Origin of the sequence: Mycolicibacterium chengduense, assembly GCF_033741155.1 — a bacterium.
Taxonomy (GTDB): Bacteria; Actinomycetota; Actinomycetes; order Mycobacteriales; family Mycobacteriaceae; genus Mycobacterium.
In genome coordinates, this window is the sequence record NZ_JAWQNH010000001.1 from 842570 (window position 1) to 868522 (window position 25953).

The window sequence follows — 25953 nt, forward strand, 5'->3', positions numbered from 1 at the left end:
CTACGAGCTGGCCGCCAGCGCTTCGCCGAACCGTTGCAGCTCTGCCTCGGTGACGTCGACGTGCGGAGACACCCGCAGCACCGGTCGGGTGAGTTCGTTTGGTGCTCGCCCCACTTCGCATGCGGTGGTGACGATGCCGTGTTCGGCGATCAGCCGGGACCGGACCCGCGCCGGATCGGCACCACCGGTCGGTTCCAGCGTGGTCAGCGCGGTGGGCTCGTCGACGGGTTCCACGACGCGCCACCCCGCAAGGTCGGCCAGCGCCGTACGGGTCCACCGGCCCACCTCGGCAAGCCGCGCCCGAACGGCCGCCGGTTCGGCGGCCAGATGCTCCCCGACCGCGAGCGCGAAACCGACGCGGGCGGCGATATTGGCCTCGCCGCCTTCCAGCGGTGGCAGCCGCGGGGTCAGGGCACCGGCGATATCCGGGCGAAGTGCCAGCACTCCGACACCGCGCGGGCCGGCCAGCCACTTACGCGATGAGGAGTACAACGCGTCGGCCCCGACCGCGCAGTCGAGGTGCCCGAATGCCTGCGCCGCATCGATCACCAACGGCAGTCCGAGCGCACGGCATACCGCTGCGATATCGGCCAGCGGCTGGGCGACGCCGCGATGACTGCCGAGCGCCGTCAGGTGCACCAGCGCCGGCGGATGGGCGGCCAGCACAGCGTGCGCCTCGTCGACCAGCAGCCGGCCCAGCGAGTCCACCGGCAGCGGGTGCACCTGAAAGCCATTGGCCGCCATGATCGCCAGGTTGGGTCCGTACTCCCCTCGCAGGCAGGCCACGGTGCGGGGGCCGGCCCAGCTGCTCAGCAACACGTCCAGCGCGTGACCAGACCCCGTGGTGTAGACCACCTCTGCGCCGGCGATTCCGGACAGCACACGTACCGCTTCACGGCCGGCGTCCAGGGTCGGCGTCGCAGCCTCGGCGGCGACATAACCGCCGACCTCGGCCTCGTGGCGGGCGTGAGTGGCGGTGGCGTCGATGACGGCATGACTCTGCCGGGAGCAGGCTGCGCTGTCGAAATGCAGGCCCGCGACGGCAGGCCGGGCGGCACGCCAGTGGTCGGCAAGGGTCATTTGACAGCCAACGCCAGGCCGAAGTCACCGGCCGGGTCGGTCCACCAGTGTGTGCGGCGCAGGCCGGCCGCCTCGAGTTCGGCGGCCACACCGTCAGGGCGGAACTTACAGGAGACTTCGGTCAGCATTTCCTCGCCTTCGGCGAAGTCCACGGTCAGGCCCAACGCGCGGACGTTGACGCGTTGCGCGCGAACGGACCGCAGCCACATCTCGATTCGCTCGCACTCCTGGTTCCACTTGGCGACGTGGCTGAAGGCGTCCAAGTCGAAGTCGGCATCCAGCTCCCGGTTCACCACGGCCAAGACGTTGCGGTTGAAGGCCGCGGTCACCCCGGCGCTGTCGTCGTAGGCGCGTACCAGCCGGTCGGTGTCCTTGACCAGATCGGTGCCGAGCAGCAACGCATCGCCAGGACGGAGTGAATGAGCAAGCGAAGTGAGGAATTCCGCCCGCGGCTGGGCGGTGAAGTTGCCGATGGTCGACCCCAGGAAGATCACCAGTCGCCGGCCCACCTGCGGAATGGCGCCCAGATCCCGCTCGAAATCCCCGCACACGGTGTCGATCTCGATACCCGGGTACTCGGCGCGCAGGGCACCGGCCGCGTCGTGCAGCACGCCGGGGTCCACATCGAACGGGATGAACCGGCGCAACACGCCACGCGCCCGCCAGGCCGACAGCAGCAGACGGGTCTTCTCCGAGGTGCCACTGCCCAACTCGACCAGCGTGTCCGCGCCCGACACGGCGGCGATCTCGGCGGCGTGCTCCCGCAGGATCGACGCCTCGGTACGGGTCGGGTAATACTCCGGCAGGCGAGTGATCCGGTCGAACAACTCGCTGCCCACCGTGTCATAAAACCACTTGGGCGGCAAGGTCTTCGGACTTTGCTGAAGTCCCTCGGCAACATCACGACGCAGCGTGTTGGCCAAGTCGGTGCTCAAACCGGTGGTCATGCGGATCCTTCCAGAGGGGTGAGGGCCAGTTCGCCACCGAGCACCGTGACCAGGTGCCGGTCCGGGATGTCGCGCCAGGCCGGGTCGTCGTCGTACGGTTCGCTGGCCAGCACCACACCATCGGGCCGCACCAGAACAGACAAGGTGTCGCCCCACGTGGTGGCCAACATTCGGGTGCCGTCGGCGGCCAGGATGTTCAGCCGGGCACCAGGATCGGCGGCACCGACCTCGGTGACGGTATCGGCGAGCGTCGCCAACCCGCGACGGAAGATATGGGCGGCCAGCACGGCGCTGTCGACCGTGGATTCGGCATCGCGGGCCACCGGCAGCACCGAACGGTCGACCACCCCGTTGTGCGACAGCAACCAGGTGCCGTCGCTGAACGGTGCCGACGCCGACGGTTCGATGGGCATCCCGATGGTGGCCGACCGAACGGCGGCCACCACGCACCCGCTGTGCAACACCGGGGCGACCGAAGCGAAGGAGGCATCCCCCCACAGCGGCTTGTCACTGCGCCAGCGGTGCACACCCGACGAGGAGGTGAAACCCACCCCCCAACCGTCGGCGTTGAGCAGGCCGTGCTTCTGCCGTCGCGGCGAATACGACTGCACCAGAAGACCTTCAGGTGGATCCAGCAGCAGCGAAGACACCGACACCGGCGCCCCCAGCCACCCGAGGTGCCTACACATCCCAGGCCAATCGCACACCGGCGAAGATCTGCCGCCGGATCGGGTGGTCCCAGTTGCGGAAACTGGGCCGCAGGATGCCGGCCGCCACCGCCCACGAACCACCGCGCAACACGCGATATTCGCCGGCCCCGGAACCTTCGAAGAACGGCTCGCTGTACCGGTCGTAGATCATGGGCGTGAACCCCGGCCACGGCCGCAACGGCGAGGTGGTCCATTCCCAGACATCGCCCAGCATCTGTTCGGCCCCGTACGCCGAGGCGCCGCGCGGATAGGCACCCACCGGGGCCGGCCGCATCGCATCCCCACCCAGGTTCACCAGGTCTGTCGTGGGTTGGGCTGCGCCCCAAGGGTATCGGCGTCGCGCACCGACACTCGGATCCCACGCGCAGGCCTTCTCCCACTCGATCTCGGTGGGCAGCCGGGCCCCGGCCCACGCGGCGTAGGCCTCGGCCTCGAAGAAGGTCACGTGCTGGACGGGCTCGTCGGGTGGGATGTCCTCGACATGCCCGAACCGGGTCCGGGTGCCGACCCCGCCGTGCGAGAGTTCGTTCCAGAACTGCGGGGCCACCAGGCCTGCCTGTCGGCGGTGCTCCCAGCCCTGCGGCGACCACCAGCGCGGCTGCCGGTAACCGCCGTCGTCGATGAAGGCACGCCACTCGGCGTTGGTGACCGGGACCCGCCCGATCCGGAACGCCTCGACCTCGGCGGTGTGCGCGGGGCGCTCGTTGTCCAACGCATACGGTTCCTCGGATGCGTTGACGCCCAGGGTGAAGGGCCCGGCCGGCACCAAGACCGAGGTGCCGGCCACGCCGGGCCGGCCCGGGGGCAGCGGCGCACCGGTACCCAGGATGGGCGGGCCGACCCGCAGGTTCAGCGCCTGCAACATCGTCTCGTCGTGCTGATTCTCGTGCGAGATGACCAGGCCGAACCGGAAGAGGTCGTCGTCACGCGTCGCGGCGAGCGTATCGAGGACCCGGTCGCGCACCGTGCGGCAGTAGAGGCGCGCGTCGGTCGGCGGCAGCAGCGGCAGTTGGACCCGGCTGGCACGGGAATGCACGAACGCGTCGTAGAGCTGCTCGATGTCGGGTGCCAGCAGGCTGGGCTTGTCGACGTTGCCGTCGCGCAGCAGCCACAGTTCCTCCTGCTGGCCGATATGGGCGAGATCCCAGACCAGCGGGCTCATCAGCGGGTCGTACTGACGGTGCAGTTCGGCATCGTCGAAGTCGACCAGGGCCAGCGTGCGCTGCCTGGCCCTGGCGAGTTCGGCGGCCAGTACCTCCGGTGACGTCACGACTCGCCTTTCGCCAGACGACGGAGCGCGGACGGGATTCCGTCCGCGCGGACGGAATCGGAGAAATCGTCGGCCGGGCTGCGGCCCGCCGAGACATTGCGCAGCAGCCGCTGCATCGGCTCGGCCAGGTGGTCGGGGGCATGCTCGGCGGCGGCCGCCACGCAGCGTTGCGCCGCCGCTTTCAGGCGCGGGTCGGCCAGCCCCACCCGAGCCGCCAGATCCCATTCGGTGGCGACGGGGGCGGCGGCCTCGGCGGCGGCCGCCGCGGCCCCCGGGTTGTCCATCAGGGTGACCAGGGTGAACACCACCGCGGGCCACACGTCGTCGGGCACGCTGTCCAGGTACCGGATTTCCAGCCAGCGTCGCGGCCGCACGGGCGGGAACAAGGTGGTCAGGTGGTAGTCGAGATCATCGGCGGTGGGCAGCCTGCCGCCGAGGGCCGCCCGGCCGTCGGCCCAGTCGGCGAAGGTGACCCAGTCCGTCGCCGCCTCGGCGTGGGTTTCGGGGTCGGTGCCGCGCACCAACATCACCGGGGCACGTAGCGCGTAGCGCGCCCAGTCCGCACCCGGGTCGTCGCCATCGCGGCCGAGCACCGGGCCACAGCGGGCCGCGTCGATCTGCCCCCAGACCCGCTGCCGGGTGCTGCGCCACCCGGTGAACCGGCCGCCGAGCACCGGCGAGTTGGCCGACACCGCGATCATCACCGGGCCCAGCGCATGTGCCAGCCGCACCCGGTCCGCCCAACCCGCACGCGGGCCCGCCTCGATGTTCACCTGAACCGACGCCGTCGAGGTCATCATCGCCGCGCCCGCGGTGCCCGATCGCGCGAAGAACTGCTCCATCGCCCGGTAGCGGGGGCCGGGATGGATGCGCTGGGCGGGGCGGAGGGGGTCGGTGCCCAGCAGCACCAGCCCCAGCCCACGGGCGGCCAACGCCGTACCCAGCACCGCACGATCGGCGGCCATCGCGGCGATCGCGGCGGCCACATCAGCCGTCGGCGGGCCGGACAGTTCGACGGCGCCGCCCGGCTCGAGGGTGATGGCGCTGCCCCCGGGTAGCGCCGGAACGGTGGCGATGGCTTCGGCGAGCTCATCCCAGCCCGGCCTGCGGACCGGGTCCTCGACGTCGTAACAGTGGGCTTCGACTTCGAGACCGACGGCTCCGATCGGACCGTCGCGCAGACAGTCCGCGGCGATCCGTGCGGCCATGGCTCCGGAAGCGCAGTCGACGTCCCACGCGGCGGTGGTCATGCGCACCATTCCTCCCCGGTGGGCTGGACGCGTTTGGGGACCGTTTTCTCGATCTCCCTAACTATCTTCCAGAAGGGTCCGACATATTCCCACGGCTTTTGCCGCGCAGCTACTGCCCCAGTGAGTTCTGCATGGCACCGGCCAGCACGTTGACCGCCGGTCCGCCGTTTCCTGGCTGGCAGACCTTGGCTTGCAGCAAAACATTTTCGCGTAGCCGGGTTTGCACGAAACAGCGCCGGTCGGTCCCGGCCTCCTGCTTGAACCAGACCGCGTCGGCGGGCGTGGCCGGCCCACCGGTGAACGTCCACACCTCGGTGACGAAGTCGTTCAGATGCATCGCCGTGGTCTGGCCCGAGCACCCGGTGGTGCGGTCGGTGATCCGGTGGAAGGCCCGGGTGGCCGCGTCGTTGGTGGCGAACACCCCGACCGCCTGTTTGACCAGGTGAGTGGTGTCGGTGGCCGATGTCTGCGCCAACGCGCTGTTGAACGAGGCGATGTCGGGGTCGTCGTACACCTCGGGCAGGCCGATATCGGCCCAGTTGTTGCACACCGGGTTGTCGACGGAGAAGGCCTGGATCGGGTCGGTGAATTCGGCCCCCCAGCCCATCGGCGCGCCCACGATATTGGCCACCGATCCCTTCGGCAGCACCGCGTAGTTGACCACGCCGGGATCGGACGGTTTGGCCGATGCGGGACCGGCCGGGACGGTCAGCAGGACCGCCGTGGCGAGACCGGCCGCGGCTGCTGTCAGGCGCATGCGTCGATCATGCCAGGGCGGCTGGGGTCCTAGAAAAGGGTCTGAGTGCAGTAGGTGCGGGCCGGCGCGGGATACGGCCAGGCGTACGCGCCGGCAACGGCGGGGCACGCGGATTGGTCGTGGACATCCAACCGCCGGGTGATCTGGACGATCATGGCCGAGCCGCGATCGGCGCAATCGGCCTTCTGCACCACCCCGATCGGCATGTCCATCGTGTAGCAGTGCTCGGCAACGAGATTGGGTACCAGGCACAGCCGCGCGGTCCCCGGCTCGGCCAACTGCGTCGACAGGTGCTGATACTCGTTGCTCGGGCAGTTTCCGTTGGCATCCGCGGTGGCGCCCACCGTGTAACTCGGGTCGGCACTGCAGGGGGACTTGTCCGCCCGGGCCGGCCGATCCGGCGTCGCCGACGGGATCTGCACGCAGTCACCCACCCCGAAAACGGTCGACGTCGCGATGTCGGCGGGTGCGCCCCGGAACCCACAGGAGGACAGGATTGCCGCCAATACCACAACGCCGACCATCAGCACGGTAAGCGATGGCCGGCGTGTCATGGTTAGGGACACTCTCACGAGTGGCCCGCCACTGCCAAGCGGTCACGGCGAATCCTCAGACCCCCGTGACCGTCCTCTTAAAGTCTCAGGGCCTGGGCACGAAGGTCGGACCACCCGGATTGCCGGGGCCAGCCGGGCCCTGCTGACCGCCCGGCCCGCCCTCACCCGGGCCGCCAGGGAGCCCGCCCGGGCCGGCCGGCCCGAAGAAGATATGCGGCGGCCCCATCGGCGGCGGCCCTTCGCGGTGGAACATGCCCGCCTCGCGATGCGGGCCGCCGTGGTGACCGCCGTCGGAACTCTTGCCCAGGTAGAACCCCGAGAAGAACACCACCGCGACGATGAAGGTCACCCCTGCCGCGATACCGACCCAGGCCGCAGCCTGGAACACCTTGTTGGGCCGTTTGCGCTCAACGATCACCGGCGACGGAGGTGGACCGGGGGCTACCGGCGGCACGGGTGGCACGGGCGTGGTCGGCGTTTCGACGTCATCACTCATACTTCTCATGATGCCGACGGCCGGCAATGTAGCGGTTAGCCCGGCAATATGAATCAGCTATGAGCTGCCGCGCCGCCGGCGTCGTCGACATCGGGTGTGGCCTCGGGTTTGGCCTCCACGAGCAGCGACATGCCGTGGTGCACCGGCATCTCGACCGCGAAGCTGTGCAGATCGTCCACGGTGGCGACCACCTTGCCGCTGAACATGTCGGTGACCACCGCACTGGGCGGCAGGAACTCCGACCGCACCGTGCCTGCGATGTCCTCGTTGGCGAAGTTGAGCACCGTGAGCTGCAGCTGGTTGGGGTCGTCGAGTTGATGGACCATGACCAGCATGCCGCGGTGCGACACCTCCGGGATGTCGATCTGCCGGCTGGTGGCGATACCGAAGTGGGTGCGCACCTTCAGGATCGCCTGCAGCTGGCGCACGAAGCTGGTCTCGTCGGCGAGCTGTTCCGGTATCGAGCCGTACACACTGGTCCCGCGGGGCATCCCGGCCGACGAATGGGTGGCACCGGGATTGACCCCCATTAGGTCGTGCGCGGCGCGGTGGATCCAGCGGGTGTCCCCACCGCGCAGCAGTTCGCTCACCTGCTCCGGCGGCAGGGTCAGCATGCCGCACAGATCCCAGCCGGAAAGCGCGAAGACGCCGGGTTGCAGCGCGTTGAACATCACCAACAACAGGTGTGCCCGCCGGATCCGATCCACGGCGACACCGTCTGTCGGCTCCCCGATCTCGTCCAGGTCGGTGATCCCAAGTGTCGCGGCGATCACCGTGGCCGTGGTGCACGCGATGCCGTTGGTGGTGAACACCAAGTTGTACGGCGCGCGCGGGCCGGTCAGCGCCTCGGTCAGGTCGGTGCGGATGGTGTGCCCGAGCTCCTCACCGGTGACCTCTTGCCCCTTGTACGTGTAGACGTCGTCGCGGTGGCCCGCCGACCAGTGCACCAGTTCGTAGGTCAACTCGTCGTGGTTCTGCAGGGCGTGCACCAGCGAGGCGGGATCCACCTCGGTCTCCAGTGTGGTCCGCAGCGTCAGCCGCAGGAATTCGGTGTCGGCGGTGGCCAACGCGTGGTGATAGGCCGGTCGGTTGATGAAGTCGTAGGACAGGTCCGGACCCGCGATGCTGTTGTCCCGAATGTCGTCGATGGTGAGATTCAGCTCCTGGAAGGTGAATCCGCCGAGTTTGCGGACCATGCTGCCGATGAACTGATTCGCCGCCTGCGACAGCGGGTGCCCCTCGGACCAGCCCACGTCGTCCTCGGCGGATTTCTCGGCACCGAGGAAGCCGTTCGCGTCCAGGCGCAGCCCGCCGGTTCCCAGGTCGGTCAGTGAATGCAGCGCGTCACCGATCACCAGCCGCATCCCGGCGAAACTGGGGTCCAGCCAGTTGATCGACGGTTGCCCGTCCTTGAAGTAGTGCAGATACACCCAGCGCCGCTCGACACCGTCCACACCGATGATGGGACGGGTGACGCTCCAGTTGGTCTCCTTGATGCCCTCGGCGTAGAAGATGACGCGCTGCAACCTGCCGATGATGTATCCGGCCTTGTCCAACCAATCCTCGGTAGCGGCATCGACATTCACCGAATCGGCGCCGGCCGGAACCGGCGGCAAATTCTCCCAGTCACGCGGGTCGATCTCCACCATGTGGTAGATGCCCGGATAGTCGGCGTACTTCATCTCGGCGAGCCGGAAGTCCGCACCCTTGCCGGTATGCCCGGGAACGATGTCGTCGATGATGGTGCCGCCGTACCAGTTGGCCGTGCCGCACATCTCGCGGAACTCGTCCTCGGTGCCGAAGGCCGGGTCGATCTGGGTGCTGATCCGGTCGAAGTGGCCATCCACGCTGGGGGTCAGCTGCCAGCCCGAGATGCCGCCGGCCCGCTTCACCGGGCCGGTGTGGATAGCCTGAATCCCGATCTGCGCGAAGGCTTTCCACATGTCCTTGTCGGCCATCGCCTTGAGGAAGGATTCCTCGGGCCGGGTGATCAACGACAGCGGATATGCGGTGAACCACACCGAGGCGGTGTCGACGGCCGAGCGGGGGTTGGGCCGGGCGAACGGGTTCTGCCACATCGACCCCTGCCCGGAGAACTGCTGGCTGATCTCGTTGGCGTCGGCCAGCATCGACTGCGACAGCAACCAGGACACATACGCCGGATTCTCTCCCGTCGGCGGTCCATCCTGTGCCAACGACCGCCGGACGAACGGCGTGCGCACCCGCGGCCTGGAGCGCAGTGTCCTGGGCCGCGCCGGGTGCAGGTACTCGTCGAACGTGATGTCGGCGGGTTCGTTGGGCTGTTCCTCGGGAGACCCCGTGGATGCCGCTGCCGGCTCCGGTGGCTCAGCTGTCTGCGACGACATCTGTCTCCTCCCTGGCCTGGCACGACGGCGCGCATGGGCAGTATTTCCGGATGCCGCCCCGCTGAAACCTCCGGTGCGCGGGGCGCGCACCGACTCGATGCTACGCGACGGGCCACCGAATCACGGCCGGCGCGCTAACCCCTTGTGTCCCAAGGTTTCCAAGGGTTGACCGCAAACTGGATCACCCGGTAGGGAGCGCTGTCTGCCGGCGCGGTGTGCCACTGGCTGACCAACACCCGCACGTCGTCGAGGGTGGACGCCGGCGAAATGTAGCCGCCGTAGGGCTGGGCCAGGCTGTTGTCGCCCGGGTCGGGCAGCTCCTCGGGCGCCTGCGGCCAGGGTGCGGCGACCACCACCGTAGTGACGGGCGCCGTTGCCAGTCCGGTCGGATCGTCGGCGACCCGGACCTCCATATTGCCGGTACCGGCGTTGAAGTACGACAGCACCGTCTTGCCCTCGATCTGGCGCACGCTCAGCTCGCCCGCCGGGGCCGCCCACAGCGGCGTCGGGGTTCGGTCCCAGCCCTGGGTGGCCGACCAGCCCTGCCACCGGCCGCGGTCGGTGAAATCCTGGGGCGGTACCCGGTAGAGGTACACCGGGCTGGTGCGGTCGAAGTTGTCGGCCACTATATAGACCCATCCCCGTTGCGAATCACGGGTCGGGACCGGATCGTAGTAACCGCTGATCTGCGACTGGGCGCCGCCGGCATGGGATGCCGGCCGCTGCGATCCCGGCACCGTGGGCCAGTTCGGCTGCGCCGCATCCGCTTTCACCAGACGCGACGATTCCGGCTTGAGGTTGCGGGTGGTGGTCACCAGCAGGTAGTTCTCGCGGTTGATGGACACGATCCCGGCGGGCAGCTGCGAGGTCCCCGGCGTTTTAGGATCGGCCAACAGCGGTGCCGTCGTGCCGGTGACACCGGTGACCCGCAGCTCCGTGTCGATCGAGTCCGGATCGATGTGCAGCGCCACCGGTGAATACCAGGTGCCGAACCCGACCCCCTGACCGGCGAAGCTGTCGCCGCACACCTGCAGCGTCCGGCTGGGAAACTCCATGAACTCGCACAGGTCGGTCGCGCCGATACCGTAATCGCCGGTGGCCGTGCCGGTTCCGGCCACCGGACCCAACCGCACCACCTGCCCGGGCGTCAACCCGAGATCAGCCTGCGCGGGAACAGCGGACAGCATCGCCGAGATCGACGAAATGGCGCACACCACTCGTAGTTTTGCGCCCAGATGTGCGTTTCGGCGCAAATCAGGCTTGGGCGAGCAGTTCGGCGATTTGGATGGTGTTCAGTGCGGCGCCCTTGCGCAGGTTGTCACCGGAGACGAACAGCGCCAGCCCACGACCGTCCGGTACGCCGGGGTCCTGGCGGATCCGACCGACCAACGATTCGTCGATGCCGGCGGCGGCCAGCGGGGTGGGCACGTCCACCACCTTCACGCCCGGCGCACCGGCCAGCAGTTCGCGGGCCCGCTGCACCGAAAGCGGTTCGGCGAATTCGGCATTGATGGACAGCGAGTGGCCGGTGAAGACCGGCACCCGCACGCAGGTACCGGACACCAGCAGGTCCGGGATGCCGAGGATCTTGCGGCTCTCGTTGCGCAGTTTCTGGTCCTCGTCGGTCTCGCCGGAATCGTCGTCGACCAGGGATCCGGCCAGCGGGATGACGTTGAAGGCAATCGGCGCAACGTATTTCACCGGTGCCGGGAAGTCGACGGCACCGCCGTCGTGCACCAGGCCTTCGGCACCGTCGATCACCGCGCGGGCCTGGGTGGCCAGTTCCTCCACGCCGGCCAGCCCCGTACCGGAGACGGCCTGGTAGCTGGAGACGATCAACCGGGTCAGGCCAGCCTCGTCGTGCAGCGGCTTGAGCACCGGCATGGCGGCCATGGTGGTGCAGTTCGGGTTGGCGATGATGCCTTTGGGCCGCGTGCCCGCGTCGCGCGCGAAGTTGACCTCGGAGACGACCAGCGGAACCTCGGGGTCCTTACGCCAGGCCGATGAGTTGTCCACGACGACGGCCCCGGCGGCGGCGAACCGCGGTGCCTGCACCCGCGACATCGTCGCGCCTGCGGAGAACAGCGCGATGTCCAGGCCGGACGGGTCGGCGGTCTCGGCGTTCTCGACCTCGATCTCCTGGCCCCGGAAAGTGAGCTTCTTGCCCTCCGACCGCGGCGAGGCGAAGAACCGCACCGAGGTGGCCGGGAAGTCCCGTTCCTCCAGCAGCGCCCGCATCACCTGGCCGACCTGACCGGTCGCGCCGACCACACCGATGGACACCATCTATTCACCCCGTCGCTTCGCTCGCCCCACGGTCTAGATCCCACTCCCTGCGTATACGACGGCTTCCTCGTCACCACCGAGACCGAACGCTTCGTGCAGTGCGGAGACGGCCTTGTCCAGTTCGGTGTCCTTGACCAGCACGGAGATGCGGATCTCGGAGGTGGAGATCAGGTCGATGTTGACCCCGACGGCGGCCAGCGTCTCGCAGAAGGTGGCGGTCACGCCGGGGTGGCTGCGCATCCCGGCGCCGACGAGGGACACCTTGCCGATGTGGTCGTCGTAGAGCACCTGGGTGAAGCCGATCTCGTCCTTGAGCGCGGTGAGCTTCTCGACCGCACCGGGGCCGTTCTCGCGCGAGCAGGTGAAGGTGATGTCGGTCTTGCCGTCCTCGACCTTGGAGATGTTCTGCAGCACCATGTCGATGTTCACGTCGGCGTCGGCAACGGCGCGGAACACCTTCGCCGCGTAGCCCGGCACGTCGGGCAATCCGACGACCGTGACCTTGGCCTCGCTGCGGTCGTGTGCGACTCCGGTGAGGATGGCGTCTTCCATGGGGATGTCCTCGATTGATCCGTTGACGATGGTTCCTGGTTTGTCCGAGTACGACGAGCGGACGTGAATCGGCACGTTGTACCGGCGGGCGTACTCGACGCAGCGCAGCATCAGCACCTTGGCGCCGCACGCGGCCATCTCCAGCATCTCCTCGAACGAGACGGTGTCCAGATGCTTGGCGTTCGGCACGATGCGCGGGTCGGCGGTGAAGATGCCGTCCACATCGGTGTAGATCTCGCAGACATCGGCGTGCAGGGCGGCGGCCAGCGCGACGGCGGTGGTGTCCGACCCGCCGCGGCCCAGGGTGGTGACGTCCTTGCTGTCCTGGCTGACCCCCTGGAAGCCGGCGACCAGGACGATCTGCCCCTCGTCCAGCGCCTCCCGCAGCCGCGTCGGGGTCACGTCGATGATCTTGGCGTTGCCGTGCGTGCCGGTGGTGACGACGCCGGCCTGCGAGCCGGTGAAGGAGCGGGCCTGCGCACCGAGCGACTCGATGGCCATCGCGACCAGCGCGTTGGAGATCCGTTCACCGGCGGTGAGCAGCATGTCCATTTCGCGGGCCGGGGGCGCCGGGGATACCTGCCGGGCCAGATCCAGCAGGTCGTCGGTGGTGTCACCCATCGCAGAAACCACGACGACCACGTCGTGGCCGGCCTTCTTCGTTTCCACGATGCGCTCGGCGACGCGCCGAATCCGATCGGCGTCCGCCACCGATGATCCGCCGTATTTCTGCACGACGAGCGCCACTGTAGAACCTCTCAACCGCCGGGAATGTCCACACAAGGATAAGGGGTAAACGCACGTCGATTTACCGCTCCACCTGCCGGTAGCTTGGCTAAGCATGAACGACCGACTCGCGCACACGAGTGTGCCGATCCATCCGCCCTTGGCCGCGCGCTGGAGTCCGCGGGCCTTCGACGCGAATGCCGTGCTCAGCCAGGACGATCTGACCGGCGTACTGGAGGCGGCACGCTGGGCCGCCACCTGGGGGCGACGCCAACCGGTCCGGTACGTGGCCGGGCGCCGCGGCGGCGATACGTTCACCACACTGGCGGGCCTGCTCAACAGGGGTAACAGCTACGCGCATGCGGCGGGCGCGCTGATCCTGGTGAGCGTCGACGAAGGCGAGGACGCAAACACCGCGACCTACGCCGCCCTGGACGCGGGTGCGGCGATCGCCAATCTCAGTATCGAGGCGGTGGCGCGCGGGCTGGTCGTGCACCCGATGGCCGGGTTCGACACCGACGGCGCGGGGCAGCTCACCCCGGGCCTGCGCCCGCTGGCGATCGTCGCGGTGGGGGCACTGGGCGACTACGCCGACGCCGACCCGTCGATCGTGGAGCGCGACAGCCTGCCCCGGGAGCGGCTGCCGCTGGAACAGATCGTCATCCCCCTGGCGTCAGGGCCGCGGTAGCCGCCGGTGCAGCGGGTTGGTGGTCACCGCAGCGGGCCGGCGCGCACCGCGCGGTAGCGCGCCGAGCACCTGCGGTGCGTCGGCGCTGGCGCGGGTCTGATCGTGCAGCCGCATCGCCGGGGTGGAGCCGATCCCGAGCGCCGGTGCGCCGATCAGCCGCCGGGACGCGGCGCGGCACTGCGGACAGGCGTCCTCGCCGGGCACCTCGGCCATCGAATACCTGGCGCTGAAGTCCGGGCATCCGCCGGGGCAGCGGAACTGATAGGTGGGCATGCGGTACACGATAACCGTTCGCCGGCAGCGTCATACGTTGTTAACGCGCGCAACCTGCCGACCCTATGTACCCTGCTCTGAATAGTTCTATTTGGAATTATGTGATCACTCGACAGCGCATACCGGAGGTCGCCGTGCCCGAACTACTGTTCCCGCTGGATTCGACGAAGAAGTTCACCGAGCAACAGATCGTCGGCCACAACCGCTGGCATCCGGACATCCCGCCCGCGGTAACAGTCAAGCCGGGCACCAGCTTTCGGGCGCACTGCCGGGAATGGTTCGACGGCGCGATCGTCAACGACGACTCGGCCGAGGACATCCTCAATGCGCCGCTGAAGGGCGTGCACTGTCTGTCCGGACCGTTCGCCATCGAGGGGGCCGAACCCGGTGACCTGCTCATCGTCGACATCTTGGATGTCGGGCCGATACCGCAAGAGGATTCGGGCCCGCTGGCCGGCCAGGGTTGGGGTTACACCGGCATCTTCGCCAAGCAGAACGGCGGCGGCTTTCTCACCGATCAGTTCCCGGACGCCTACAAGGCGATCTGGGATTTCTCCGGGCAGAGTGCGACCTCCCGCCATGTGCCCGGGGTCAAGTACACCGGCATCGTGCATCCCGGGCTGATGGGTACCGCCCCCTCGGCCGCCTTGCTGGCCAAGTGGAACGCCCGCGAGGGCGCGCTGATCGCGACCGATCCCGACCGGGTGCCGCCGCTGGCGCTGCCGCCCGAGCCGCAGGACGCCATTCTCGGCAGCCTGACCGGTGACGCGTTCACCCGCGCCGCCGAGGAGGCGGCGCGCACGGCTCCGCCTCGCGAAAACGGCGGTAACCAGGACATCAAGAATCTGACCAAGGGCAGCAGGGTGTTCTATCCGGTGTTCGTCTCCGGCGCCAATCTGTCGTTCGGCGATCTGCACTTCTCCCAGGGCGACGGCGAAATCACCTTCTGCGGTGCCATCGAGATGGGCGGATTCCTGGATCTGCACGTCGACCTGATCAAGGGCGGCATGGACACCTACGGCGTGCACGAGAACGCCATCTTCATGCCAGGCAACACCGATCCGCAGTATTCGGAGTGGATCGCCTTCTCCGGCACCTCGGTCACCCTGGACGGTGAACAGAAGTATCTGGACTCCGACCTGGCGTATCAGCGCGCCTGCCTGCACGCCATCGACTATCTGACCAAGTTCGGCTACAGCCCCGAGCAGGCCTATCTGCTGCTCGGCTCGGCACCCATCGAGGGACGACTCTCCGGCGTGGTCGACATCCCAAATTCCTGTGCCACCGTGTACATTCCGACAGCGATCTTCGACTTCCCGGTCGCGCCGTCCGCGACGGGGCCCTACCAGATCGATCCCGGGATGGGCGCTCCGCACGCCAGCTTCTGACTAGGCGGGAGGGGCCGGCAACCCGGCCCCTCCCGCTCAGGTCGGTGCTCAGGCCTGCGCGGAGGCGGACGCCAGGTCCTCACCGCGCAGCTCGGCCAGCATCTCCCCCAGCCGCTGCACCATGCCGGCATGGCGCGTCACCAGTGCCGTCAGGTCCTCGGATTTGGCCAGCCGGGCCCTGGCCCGCTGGTAGGCCGCCGCACCGCGGCGGGTCTGGAACACCAGCACCCGCCGGCGATCGGTCACATCGACCTTGCGCAGCACCAGGTTGTCCTCCACCATGCCGTCGATCAGTCGGGTAAGGCTGGGACCGGGCAGCAAGGTGGCGACCGCCAGGGCGGACATCGCTTTGCCCTGGCCGCCCGCGAGCGCACTCAGCACGTGCCACTGGGCCACCGTCATCCCGTCCAACTGGGATGCGACCGTCCGATCCAATTCCTGCACAACGGTTTTTGCCAGTCGTGCGAGTTCTTCGACGGCTGCTGGGGTGTCCGGGGTGGTGTCCATGTTGCCAAGCAGCTTACCGGGCGCTGTCAGGAAGTTTCAGCTGGAAAGAAATTCCGCGCGGCGCGGAGTATGTTGACAACCACCGCTGCAGCGGTGCACTCACGTTAGGGGGATCCGGCGTCGTCGTCCCCACGGCAGGCCTGGGTGAGGTGTTTGACGAGATGGAACACAGCCGCGATGCGGTCGATATCGCATTGGTGGTGCCCCTGAGCGGGCCCGCCGGCATGTTCGGACCCTCCTGTGAGGTCAGCGCCGAATTGGCGGTGGCCGATATCAACGCCGCCGGGGGCATCCTGGACCGTCCGGTGCGTTTGCACCCGATCGACGCGGGCGCGCCACTGTCGGCGATATCGGCACAGATGCGACGCCTGGTCGACACCCATTCCGTCGACGCCGTGGTCGGATGGCACCTGTCCAACGCCCGGCAGGTGATCACCCCGCATACCGCGGGCCGTGTTCCCTACGTCTACACCACGTTCTACGAGGGCGGCGAGAACACCACCGGTGTCTACATGGTGGGCGAGACACCGCAGCAACAACTCTTTCCCGCATTGCAGTGGCTGCGCGCCAACCAGGGGATCAGGCGCTGGTGCATCGTCGGCAACGATTACATCTGGCCCCGCCAGACCGCAGCCGTCACCAAGGATTACATGCGCGCCAACGGATTCGACTTCGCCGGTGACACGTTCATCCCGTTGGGCGGGCGGGATTTCCGCACAGCGCTCGACCTCATCGCATCGTCGAAGGCCGACGGGGTGCTGGTCCTCATGGTCGGGACCGACAATGCGGCCTTCAACCGCGCCTTCGCCAGGGCAGGGTTGCACGAGAAGCACATCCGGCTGTCGCTGATGATCGGGGAGGATGTCTTGTGCGCCAGCGGCACAGGCAGCACGCAGGGCCTCTACACGGCGTGCGGCTATTTCGAGAGTCTGGTGACGCCGGAGAACATGGGCTTCGGATCGCGCTACGAGCAGTTGTTCGGCGCGGCCGCGCCCACGCTGAACAATATCGGCGAATCCTGCTATGAGGGCCTGCTTTTGCTTGCCGCCCTGGCGGGCGCCGCCGGCAGCCTGCAAGTCCGGGCGATCGACCGGGTCCGCTCCACGGTCTCCTACCAGGGTCCGCGCGGCGAGGTGGCAATGCGCGGGGCGCATACCCATCAGCCGGTATACCTCGCCGACACAACCGATGTGGAGTTCCGGGTCATCGACCAGTTGAGCGCGTGAACGCATCCCGCCACACCGGGCAGCCCGGTGTGGCGGGATCTGGTTGCGGTGCTGCCTGGTCAGGCCCGCTGACTCAGTTCGGCACGCAGGGCGTCCGAGGCGGCCGATGCGGCATGGTCGCCGGTCTTGCACATGTCATGGCAGTCCTTGGTCAAGGTGCAGGTGAGCGATGACACCGGCCCGTGGTGGAACGGGCAGTCGTGCACCATATCCGGCAGCTCGTAGCGCTTGTTGTCGACGATGTCGAGCAGGGTCTGTCCGGCCCACAGCGGTTCCTTCTCGATCTCTTCGCGCAGCGGATTGGGCCGGGCCAGGTAGTACTTGCCCTTGGTGGCAATGCAGATCATCGGGGACAGCACGAAGGCCAGACTCAGGGCCAGGTACGGCGACCAGGCCGCCAGCAGCGGCCCGAATGCGTTGAAGAAGGCCAGGATCGAGAAGAACGAGCCCACCACCATCGACACGAAGCCCACCGGGTTGATGCTGTACAGGTACGCGCGCTTGAACTCCACATAGGGCGGGCTGAGCTTCAGCAGCGGCTTGTTGATCACCAGGTCGGCCACGATCGCGCCAACCCAGGCGATCGCCACGTTGGAGTAGAACCCCAGAATGGTGTTGAGCACGGCGAACATGTTGCCCAACATCAGCGACAGCGCGATCGCGATGTGCAGCGCGAGGTAGACGACGCGGCCCGGGTGCACGTGCAGTATCCGGCTGAAGAAGTTCGACCACGACAGCGACCCCGAATAGGCGTTGGTCACGTTGATCTTGACCTGGGACAGCAGCACCATCAGCGTCGCGAGCCCCAACGCCACGGTGTCGTTGTGGATCACCGAGCCGAAACCACCGAGGAACTGTTCGATCGGTTCGGTCGCTGCGGTGAATCCGACCTTGCCTGCGACGTAGAACGCCAGGAACGCACCACAGATCTGCTTGGCCGCGCCGAGGATCACCCAGCCGGGACCGGCGGCCAGCACCGCCGCCCACCAGCGCAATGCGGGTGTCTCGGATTTCTCCGGCATGAAGCGCAGATAGTCGACCTGCTCGCCGATCTGGGCGATCAGCGAAAGCGCCACGCCGGCGCCGGCACCCACCCCGATCGCGGTCACCCGTTCACTGCCGCCGTCGCCCGCCCAGGACAGGAAGCCGTGGAACCCGGCCGGATCGGCCGATGCGATGAACGCGATCGGCGCGACGAACAACACCAGCCACAGCGGCTGGGTCCACACCTGAAACTTGGCCAGGGCGGTCATCCCGTAGAGCACCAACGGGATGATGATCAACGAGCCGATGATGTAGCCCAGCGCCAGCGGCAGGTGGAACGCCAGCTTCATCGCCTGCGCCATGATCGCCCCTTCGAGGGCGAAGAAGATGAAACAGAAACTGGCGTAGATCAGGCTGGTCAGTGTCGATCCGAAGTACCCGAAGCCGGCTCCCCGGGTGAGCAGGTCCATGTCGATGTTGTACTTCGCGGCGTAATAGGCGATCGGGATGCCGGTGAGGAAGATGGTGACGGCGGCGACCAGGATCGCCACCACCGCGCTGGCCGAGCCGTGGGTCACCGCGATGGAGGCGCCGATCGAGTAGTCGGCCAGGTAGGCGATGCCGCCGAGGGCGGCCACCGCGCACGCCATCGGGCTCCATTTGCGGAACGATTTGGGCGCATAGCGCAAGGAAAAGTCTTCGATGGTGTCCTGGCCGGCCCAGTTGACGAAGCGGGCCCACGGCCCGCTGCCGGGCGGCGCGGCGGTGGGATGTACCTGCACCTCGCCCACCGGTTGCTCAGATGACGTCATGTTGTCTCCTCACCGCGTCCCGTGCGGGAGCGGCCGACTCATAAGGGGTTTCGCGTTCGGGCAGCACTGGCGACGCGATGAGGTACCGCAGCGGATCCTGCTCCGCCGCAAGGAAACTAGCATCGTTACTTCCATATGGCAGTACTCCAAATGGAACGTTACGCGCCGGACACGAGGCGTTTACAGATGGCGCGGGCGGCGGGCGGTCAGCAGACCGGCAGCGGCGATTTACCCGGCGGCAACACGCCAATCCTGTCTACGTAACAGAAACATCGTCTACTGCCAGTGATCGGCCTGGCGGCCGCGCCCCCTCAGGAGATGTATATGGATACCGGAACCACCGCGTTCATGCTCTGTTGCATCATCGGCCTCACGATGATGATCCCCGGCCTCGCACTGTTCTACGGAGGCATGGTCTCCGTGAAGAGTTCGACCAACATGATGATGATGACCTTCGGTGCGGTCGCCATCGTCGGCGTGCTCTGGGTGCTCTTCGGCTTCTCGATGACCTTCGGCACCTCCATCGGCGATGCCGGACTGGTCGGCAGTCTCACCGAGTTCGCCGGCATGAAGGACCTGCTGCAGTCGCAAACCACCATCAACGGTTTGCCGGTGAGCCTGTTCGCACTGTTCCAGGCGCTCTTCGCGGCCATCACCGTCGCGCTGATCTCCGGCGCCGCGGCCGACCGGATGAAGTTCGGCGCCTGGATGCTGTTCGCCACGCTGTGGGCGGTGCTGGTGTACTTCCCGGTCGCACACTGGGTGTTCGCCTTCGACGGCGTCGTCACCAAGGACTCGGTCGGCGGTTGGATCGCCAACAGCCTCAAAGCGATCGACTTCGCCGGTGGCACCGCCGTGCACATCAACGCGGGTGCGGCCGCGCTGGCCGTCGCCATCGTCCTCGGCAAGGCCGCCAACTGGGGCCAGCTGCGCAAGCCGCACAACGTCCCGCTGACCCTGCTGGGCGCGGGGCTGCTCTGGGCCGGCTGGTACGCGTTCAACGGCGGTTCGGCACTGGCCGCCGGCAACTCGGCCGCCATCGTCATGGTCACCACCTTCGTCGCCACCTGCGCGGCCACCCTGGCCTGGCTGGCCGTGGAGAAGTTCAAGGACGGCCACGTCACCGGCGTCGGTGCGGCGGCCGGGGCCATCACCGGCCTGGTCGCCATCACCCCGGCGTGTGGTGCGGTCACCCCGGTGGGGGCGATCATCCTGGGCCTGGTCGCCGGGGCGATCTGCCCCTTCGCCGTGGGCCTCAAGGAGAAGTTCGGTTACGACGACTCGCTCGATGTGGTCGGCGTGCACCTCGTCGGCGGCGTCATCGGCACCCTGATGATCGGCTTCCTGGCCAGCGACTCGATGCCCAACGCCACCAACGGCCTGTTCTACGGCGGCGGGTTCGGACAACTGTGGAAGCAGGCCATTGCCGCGGCGGCGGTCATGGCCTACTCGTTCGTGATCGCCTATGTCATCGCCTTCGCCATCAAGAAGACGATGGGTATCCGGATCTCCCCGGAAGAGGAGGAGAAGGGCATCGACACCCACGTCCACCGGGACGCGGCCTACGAGCTCGCCTCTGCCTGAATCCAACCCGCGGACGCGAGGAGCAATTACAACCCGGCTCCAGCCGGCGCAGCGAACCTGCGCCGGCTGGTCACCGGGATTTCTTTGGCCCATCCAAGTTTCACCGTACGATACTCTGGTTCCCATTAGGAGACAGTCATGCCACCCGATCTCGCCACCCAAGCCGAGCAATCCGACACCAGATTCATCCTCGCGCTCTTCGTCGACCTGCGCGGAAAACCTTGCGCCAAACTGGTTCCGGTCGAAGCCGTCGACCAACTGGCCACCGAGGGCGTCGGCTTCGCCGGTTACGCCGTCGGCGCCATGGGCCAACAGCCCAAGGACCCCGACCTGATGGCCCTGCCGGACCCCGCGTCGTTCACCCCGATCCCGTTCATCAAAGAGGGTCTGGCCCTGGTGCACTGTGACCCGCATGTGCAGGGCAAGCCGTGGCCGTATGCGCCGCGCGTCATCCTCAAGGGGCTCATCCAGCAGGTGGCCGACGCCGGCTTCGAGCCGTGGGTGGGCGCCGAAGTGGAGTACTTCCTGCTGCGCCGCGAGGCCGACGGGACCCTGGTCACCGCCGATACCGCCGACACCGCAGCCCAACCGTGTTACGACGCACGGGGCGTCACCCGGATGTATGACCACCTCACCGCGATCTCCACCGCGATGAACACGCTGGGTTGGTCCAACTACGCCAACGACCACGAGGACGGCAACGGGCAGTTCGAGCAGAATTTCCAGTTCGCCGACGCCCTCACCACCGCCGACCGGGTGATCACGCTGCGCTACCTGCTGTCGATGATCGCCGCCGAGCGTGGCATGGTCGCCACCTTCATGCCCAAGCCCTTCGCCGATCGCACCGGCAACGGACTGCACCTGCACCTCTCGCTGACCACCGCGGGCGCCCCGGTGTTCCCGGCCGAGCAGGACGCGCGGGGTCTCGGGTTGTCGGACACCGCGTACGGATTCATCGGCGGCATCCTTGATCACGCCTGCGCGTTGCAGGCCGTCGTCGCGCCGACCGTCAACTCCTACAAGCGAACCGGCGCCACCAGCACCACCTCCGGAGCGTCCTGGGCACCGCGCAAACCGAGCTATGGCGGCAACGACCGCACCCACTACATCCGGGTACCGGACAACCAGCGCGTCGAACTGCGCGGTGGCGACGGCGCCGCCAACCCGTACCTGGCCATCGCGGCCGCGCTCGGAGCCGGTATCGACGGCGTCAAGCGCAGCCTGGACCCCGGTGATGTCGGCGCCCAAGGGCCGTCGACGTTGCCGCCCACCTTGCTGCACGCGGTCGACGAGCTGGAGACCGACCCGGTCATCTCCGGTGTCCTCGATACCGCGGGCGCGGGTGTCGCGTCGTATTTCGCCGGGATCAAACGTGCGGAGTTCTTCGCCTACCACGGCACCGTCGCGCCGTGGGAGGTCGACTCCTACCTGACCGCCTTCTGAAGACAAGGGAGACACATATGTGCGGGATCGTGGGGTTACACCTGCGCACACCGGAGCTCTATCCCCGGCTGGGTGAATTGCTCACCGGGATGCTGTGCGAGATGTCGGATCGCGGCTCGGATTCGGCCGGGGTGGCCGTCTACGGCGACCCGGAGTGGTCGCCGCCGGGGAAGGGTTGCGTATCGGTCACCGATATCAGCGCGGCCCCCGACCTCGGGTCGGATGTCACGGTGGTGCAAGCCGATTCGACATACCTCCTGACGGCCGACACCTCCTCCGAGGATCTGCTGGCGCGGGTGCGGGCGGCCCACCCCGAGGCCTTGGTGGCCGGGTTCGGAGCCGACCTGGCGGTGCTCAAGGGTGTCGGCAACCCGCGCGCGCTGACCGACGGCTGGGGCCTGGCCAAGGCCCAGGGGTGGCAAGGCGTCGGGCACACCCGGATGGCCACCGAATCCGCGGTCACCCCGTCGGGCTGCCACCCCTACACGGTGGGGCCGCAGCAATGTCTGGTGCACAACGGATCGTTCGCCAACCACGCCACGATCCGCCGCGAACTTCGCAGGGCCGGAGTCCACTTCGACAGCGAGAACGACACCGAGGTGGGTGCGCGGTTCGTCGCCGAACAGCTGGCGGCGGGCCGGGACGTGGAGAGCGCGCTGAAGGAGCTGTGCGCCACCTTCGACGGCTTCTACACGCTGCTGGTGTCCAACCGGGACTCCTTCGCGGTGGTGCGCGACGCCATCGCCTGCAAACCTGCGGTGATCGCCGAGACGCCGCAGTGGGTGGCCATGGCCAGCGAGTACCGCGCCCTGGCGGGTCTGCCGGGAGTGGAAGAAGCCAAGATCTGGGAACCCGAGCCGGAGGTGGTGTACGCATGGACCAGGTGACCTTGACCGGATTCGATCTGCGCACCACACCGCTGCGCGAGGTCAACGCCGCGCTGCACAAGCCTGGTGTCGCAGGTGATTTCGTCATCGCCCATCCCGACGGCGCGCACAACGTCGCGGTCGGAGTCGACGCGCCGATCACGGTGACCGTCCAAGGGCATGTCGGCTATTACGCCGCGGGCATGAACCAGCACGCCAGCGTCACCATCGACGGCAACGCCGGCACCGGCGTTGCCGAGAACATGATGAGCGGCACAGTCCGGGTCGCGGGCAACGCCTCACAGTCGGCCGGGGCCACTGCCCACGGTGGGCTGCTGGTCATCGAGGGCGATGCCGCGGCCCGCTGCGGCATCTCGATGAAGGGCGTCGACATCGTGGTCGGCGGCAGCATCGGCCACATGAGTGCATTCATGGCCCAGGCCGGGCGCCTGGTGGTCCGCGGTGATGCCGGTGAAGCCCTTGGTGATTCGATCTACGAGGCCCGCCTCTACATACGCGGTGAGGTCGCCTCCCTCGGTGCGGACTGCGTGGCCAAACCGATGCGGGCCGAACACCACGCCGAACTGGCCGAACTGCTCGCCGCGGCCGGCTATGCCGATGACACCGCCGAGTACACCCGGTACGGATCGGCGCGCACCCTCTACCACTTCCACGTCGACAATGCGAGTGCCTACTGATGCGTGAATCCGCCACCTTCGACCGAAATATCATCGCCGACATCCAGCGAGCCGCGGAGACCGGCATCTACGACATTCGCGGCTGGGGCGCCAAACGGCCCCTGCCACATTTCGACGACCTGCTGTTCCTCGGCGCGTCGATGTCCCGCTATCCGCTGGAAGGGTACCGCGAGCGCTGCGGCACCGACGTGGTGCTCGGCGGACGGTACGCCAAACATCCTCTTCACCTTGATATCCCGGTCACCATCGCGGGCATGAGTTTCGGCGCGCTGTCCGGCCCGGCGAAGGAGGCGCTGGGGCGCGGCGCCAGTGAAGCAGGCACGTCGACGACCACCGGGGATGGCGGTATGACCCCCGAGGAGCGCGGGCAGAGCAAACACCTGGTGTACCAATATCTTCCGTCGCGGTACGGGATGAATCCCGACGACCTGCGCAAGGCCGATGCCATCGAAGTGGTGCTCGGCCAAGGCGCCAAGCCCGGAGGCGGCGGAATGCTGCTGGGGCAGAAGATCTCCCCGCGGGTGGCCGGGATGCGCACGCTGCCCGAAGGCATCGACCAGCGTTCGGCGTGCCGGCACCCGGATTGGACGGGACCGGACGACCTCACCATCAAGATCAACGAACTGCGGGAGATCACCGACTGGGAGAAGCCGATCTACGTGAAGGTCGGTGCGACCCGTACCTACTATGACGTCAAGCTGGCCGTGCATGCCGGCGCCGACGTGGTGGTGGTCGACGGTATGCAGGGCGGCACCGCCGCCACCCAGGAGGTGTTCATCGAGCACGTCGGCATTCCGACGCTGGCCGCCATTCCGCAGGCGGTACAGGCGTTGCAGGAACTGGGCGTGCACAGAAGAGTTCAGCTGATCGTGTCCGGGGGCATCCGCAGCGGCGCCGATGTGGCCAAGGCCCTGGCCCTGGGTGCCGACGCGGTGGCGATCGGCACCGCGGCGCTGATCGCCCTCGGAGACAACCATCCGCGTTACGCAGCCGAGTACGAAAAGCTCGGCAGTGCAGCCGGTTTCTACGACGATTTCCAGGACGGTCGTGACCCCGCCGGCATCACCACGCAGGATCCGGAGCTGGCCGCGCGGTTCGATCCGGTCGAAGGCGGCCGGCGGCTGGCCAACTATCTGCGGGTGCTGACCATGGAAGCCCAGACCATCGCCCGAGCCTGCGGCAAGGCGCACGTCACCCACCTGGAACCGGAGGACCTCGTCGCGATCACCATCGAAGCTGCCGCCATGGCGCGGGTCCCGCTGGCCGGCACGAATTGGATTCCGGGCCATGGACACTAGCGCTGATATCGTCATCGTCGGCGGCGGGCTGGAGGGCGCCGCCGCGGCGTGGGCGCTGAGTGAACGGGGTGCCGGCGACATACTGGTCCTCGAGCGCAATACCGTCGGATCCGGGATGACGGGTAAGTCCAGCGGCATCGTGCGCTGCCACTACGGGGTCAGCTCACTGGCGGCGATGGCCGCGGTGGGACTGGAGGTATTCGAGAAGGCCCAGGAGATCTTCGGGACCGATATCGGTTTCCGGCAAACCGGCTACGTCGTCGGCGTCGGCGAACCCAATGTCGAGAACCTGCGGAAAAGCTTGGCCGCGCAGCGCGCCGTGGGGGTGCAGACCGAGGAGATCGACCGCTCCGATGTCGCCGCACTATGGCCATGGGCCGACCTGGAACCGTTCGCCGCATTCGGCTGGGAACCCCGCGGCGGGTACGGCGACGCTTACCAGACCGCACAGGCGTTTTCGGTAGCGGCACGGGCCGCAGGCGTCCGGGTTCGGCAGGGCACCACCGTCACGGACCTGCTTCTGGACGGTGAGCGCGTCAGCGGGGTGCGGCTGGCCGACGGCACCGACGTGGCGGCCGGCACGGTCATCGTCGCGACCGGGGTGTGGACCGGCCCGTTCCTGGCCCGCTACGGCGTGGACGTGCCGATCGAGGTGGTGCGCGAGCAGATCGTCACCATCGCCCCCGGTGTGGACATCGGCAAGGTACCGGTGTTCTCCGATCTGGTGTCGTTGCAGTACGTGCGTCCCGAGCTCGGTGGCGAAATCCTGTTCGGCAACAGCGATCTGGCCCACGGCGAGACGGCGGATCCCGACGATTACCTGAACCGGGCCACCGATGCGTTCGTCGACGTCACCGTCGACAAGGTGGGCACCCGGTTTCCCGGGTTCCCCGACGCCGCGATCACGGGCAGTTACGCGGGTTGTTATGACGTCACCCCGGACTGGAATCCGGTGATCTCCCCGACCGGGATCGACGGTCTCATCGTGGCGGCAGGGTTCAGCGGACACGGGTTCAAGATCGCCCCCGCGGTCGGCCGGCTGATCGCGGATCTGGTGGTGGACGGGCGCAGCGCCGACCCGCGCATCCCGGAATCCGATTTCCGGTTGTCCCGGTTCGCCGAGCAAGATCTTCTCAGGAGCCCGTATCCGTACGTCGGCGCGGGCGAGATGCGCTAGAGGGGAGCGAGTCGA

Annotated in this window: 24 protein-coding genes; 9 read left to right on the forward strand and 15 right to left on the reverse strand. The window is 67.7% G+C overall.

Annotated elements, in window-relative coordinates:
- The 12 genes from egtE to SBI67_RS04330 all read right to left on the reverse strand — a co-directional run bounded on the left by egtE (position 1) and on the right by SBI67_RS04330 (position 13015).
- Complete coding sequence (gene egtE / locus SBI67_RS04275; protein ID WP_318979332.1) at positions 1-1080, reverse strand: ergothioneine biosynthesis PLP-dependent enzyme EgtE; 1080 nt, start codon at positions 1078-1080, stop codon at positions 1-3.
- Positions 1077-2027: an L-histidine N(alpha)-methyltransferase gene (egtD, locus tag SBI67_RS04280; protein WP_318979333.1), complete on the reverse strand. Its 951-nt coding sequence runs from the start codon at positions 2025-2027 to the stop codon at positions 1077-1079. Before egtD ends, egtE begins: the two co-directional genes overlap by 4 nt.
- Positions 2024-2716 carry an ergothioneine biosynthesis protein EgtC gene (egtC, locus tag SBI67_RS04285; protein WP_318979334.1) on the reverse strand — a complete coding sequence of 231 codons (693 nt, stop codon included), beginning with the start codon at positions 2714-2716 and terminating at the stop codon, positions 2024-2026. Before egtC ends, egtD begins: the two co-directional genes overlap by 4 nt.
- The gene (gene egtB / locus SBI67_RS04290) at positions 2709-4007 is read right to left on the reverse strand and encodes an ergothioneine biosynthesis protein EgtB (RefSeq protein WP_318979335.1); all 1299 of its coding nucleotides are present in this window, start codon (positions 4005-4007) and stop codon (positions 2709-2711) included. The genes egtC and egtB overlap by 8 nt, the downstream gene beginning before the upstream one ends.
- A complete protein-coding gene (gene egtA / locus SBI67_RS04295; protein ID WP_413232396.1) occupies positions 4004-5266 on the reverse strand; it encodes an ergothioneine biosynthesis glutamate--cysteine ligase EgtA in 1263 nt (420 codons plus the stop codon). Before egtA ends, egtB begins: the two co-directional genes overlap by 4 nt.
- Positions 5267-5366: 100 nt before the next feature.
- Positions 5367-6014, reverse strand: a complete 648-nt coding sequence (locus SBI67_RS04300; protein ID WP_318979337.1) for a sensor domain-containing protein — start codon at positions 6012-6014, stop codon at positions 5367-5369.
- 29 nt (positions 6015-6043) lie between these two features.
- Entirely contained in the window at positions 6044-6568 is a 525-nt protein-coding gene (locus tag SBI67_RS04305) for a hypothetical protein (RefSeq protein ID WP_318979338.1), read from the reverse strand.
- 85 nt (positions 6569-6653) lie between these two features.
- Positions 6654-7064: a hypothetical protein gene (locus SBI67_RS04310; RefSeq protein WP_318979339.1), complete on the reverse strand. Its 411-nt coding sequence runs from the start codon at positions 7062-7064 to the stop codon at positions 6654-6656.
- Positions 7065-7117: 53 nt separating this feature from the next.
- Positions 7118-9430, reverse strand: coding sequence for a maltose alpha-D-glucosyltransferase (treS, locus tag SBI67_RS04315; RefSeq protein WP_318979340.1), 2313 nt, complete (start codon positions 9428-9430; stop codon positions 7118-7120).
- A gap of 134 nt (positions 9431-9564) precedes the next feature.
- Positions 9565-10617, reverse strand: coding sequence for a glycoside hydrolase family 183 protein (locus tag SBI67_RS04320; RefSeq protein ID WP_318979574.1), 1053 nt, complete (start codon positions 10615-10617; stop codon positions 9565-9567).
- Positions 10618-10684: 67 nt separating this feature from the next.
- The gene (locus SBI67_RS04325; RefSeq protein WP_318979341.1) at positions 10685-11716 is read right to left on the reverse strand and encodes an aspartate-semialdehyde dehydrogenase; all 1032 of its coding nucleotides are present in this window, start codon (positions 11714-11716) and stop codon (positions 10685-10687) included.
- 33 nt (positions 11717-11749) lie between these two features.
- Positions 11750-13015, reverse strand: a complete 1266-nt coding sequence (locus SBI67_RS04330; RefSeq protein ID WP_318979342.1) for an aspartate kinase — start codon at positions 13013-13015, stop codon at positions 11750-11752.
- 94 nt (positions 13016-13109) lie between these two features.
- Here SBI67_RS04330 and SBI67_RS04335 point away from each other — a divergent pair, with 94 nt between their 5' ends.
- Positions 13110-13682 carry a nitroreductase family protein gene (locus tag SBI67_RS04335; RefSeq protein ID WP_318979343.1) on the forward strand — a complete coding sequence of 191 codons (573 nt, stop codon included), beginning with the start codon at positions 13110-13112 and terminating at the stop codon, positions 13680-13682.
- Here the strand turns inward: SBI67_RS04335 and SBI67_RS04340 are convergent.
- Positions 13668-13955 carry an FmdB family zinc ribbon protein gene (locus tag SBI67_RS04340; RefSeq protein WP_318979344.1) on the reverse strand — a complete coding sequence of 96 codons (288 nt, stop codon included), beginning with the start codon at positions 13953-13955 and terminating at the stop codon, positions 13668-13670. The two genes, SBI67_RS04335 and SBI67_RS04340, sit on opposite strands and share 15 nt — an antisense overlap.
- Positions 13956-14089: 134 nt before the next feature.
- Here SBI67_RS04340 and fmdA point away from each other — a divergent pair, with 134 nt between their 5' ends.
- The gene (gene fmdA, locus SBI67_RS04345; protein ID WP_318979345.1) at positions 14090-15343 is read left to right on the forward strand and encodes a formamidase; all 1254 of its coding nucleotides are present in this window, start codon (positions 14090-14092) and stop codon (positions 15341-15343) included.
- Between the two features lie 48 nt (positions 15344-15391).
- On the opposite strand, the gene SBI67_RS04350 is transcribed toward fmdA, so the two are convergent.
- Positions 15392-15850, reverse strand: a complete 459-nt coding sequence (locus tag SBI67_RS04350; RefSeq protein WP_318979346.1) for a MarR family winged helix-turn-helix transcriptional regulator — start codon at positions 15848-15850, stop codon at positions 15392-15394.
- Positions 15851-16011: 161 nt separating this feature from the next.
- Between SBI67_RS04350 and SBI67_RS04355 the strand changes: the two genes are divergently transcribed.
- Positions 16012-17076, forward strand: coding sequence for a substrate-binding domain-containing protein (locus SBI67_RS04355; RefSeq protein ID WP_318979347.1), 1065 nt, complete (start codon positions 16012-16014; stop codon positions 17074-17076).
- A gap of 59 nt (positions 17077-17135) precedes the next feature.
- Here SBI67_RS04355 and SBI67_RS04360 read toward each other — a convergent pair whose 3' ends face one another.
- Positions 17136-18872 (reverse strand): purine-cytosine permease family protein, encoded by a 1737-nt coding sequence (locus SBI67_RS04360; protein ID WP_318979348.1) that lies wholly within the window; start codon positions 18870-18872, stop codon positions 17136-17138.
- Positions 18873-19196: 324 nt separating this feature from the next.
- Here SBI67_RS04360 and SBI67_RS04365 point away from each other — a divergent pair, with 324 nt between their 5' ends.
- From SBI67_RS04365 to SBI67_RS04390, 6 genes are all read left to right on the forward strand, one after another.
- A complete protein-coding gene (locus tag SBI67_RS04365) occupies positions 19197-20456 on the forward strand; it encodes an ammonium transporter (protein WP_318979349.1) in 1260 nt (419 codons plus the stop codon).
- 138 nt (positions 20457-20594) lie between these two features.
- Positions 20595-21899 (forward strand): type III glutamate--ammonia ligase, encoded by a 1305-nt coding sequence (glnT, locus tag SBI67_RS04370; RefSeq protein WP_318979350.1) that lies wholly within the window; start codon positions 20595-20597, stop codon positions 21897-21899.
- A 17-nt stretch (positions 21900-21916) separates the two neighbouring features.
- Positions 21917-22786, forward strand: a complete 870-nt coding sequence (locus SBI67_RS04375; RefSeq protein ID WP_318979351.1) for a class II glutamine amidotransferase domain-containing protein — start codon at positions 21917-21919, stop codon at positions 22784-22786.
- A complete protein-coding gene (locus SBI67_RS04380; RefSeq protein WP_318979352.1) occupies positions 22774-23463 on the forward strand; it encodes a protein glxC in 690 nt (229 codons plus the stop codon). The genes SBI67_RS04375 and SBI67_RS04380 overlap by 13 nt, the downstream gene beginning before the upstream one ends.
- The gene (locus SBI67_RS04385) at positions 23463-24761 is read left to right on the forward strand and encodes an FMN-binding glutamate synthase family protein (RefSeq protein ID WP_318979353.1); all 1299 of its coding nucleotides are present in this window, start codon (positions 23463-23465) and stop codon (positions 24759-24761) included. The genes SBI67_RS04380 and SBI67_RS04385 overlap by 1 nt, the downstream gene beginning before the upstream one ends.
- Complete coding sequence (locus tag SBI67_RS04390; RefSeq protein ID WP_318979354.1) at positions 24751-25938, forward strand: NAD(P)/FAD-dependent oxidoreductase; 1188 nt, start codon at positions 24751-24753, stop codon at positions 25936-25938. Before SBI67_RS04385 ends, SBI67_RS04390 begins: the two co-directional genes overlap by 11 nt.
- Positions 25939-25953: the final 15 nt, after the last annotated feature.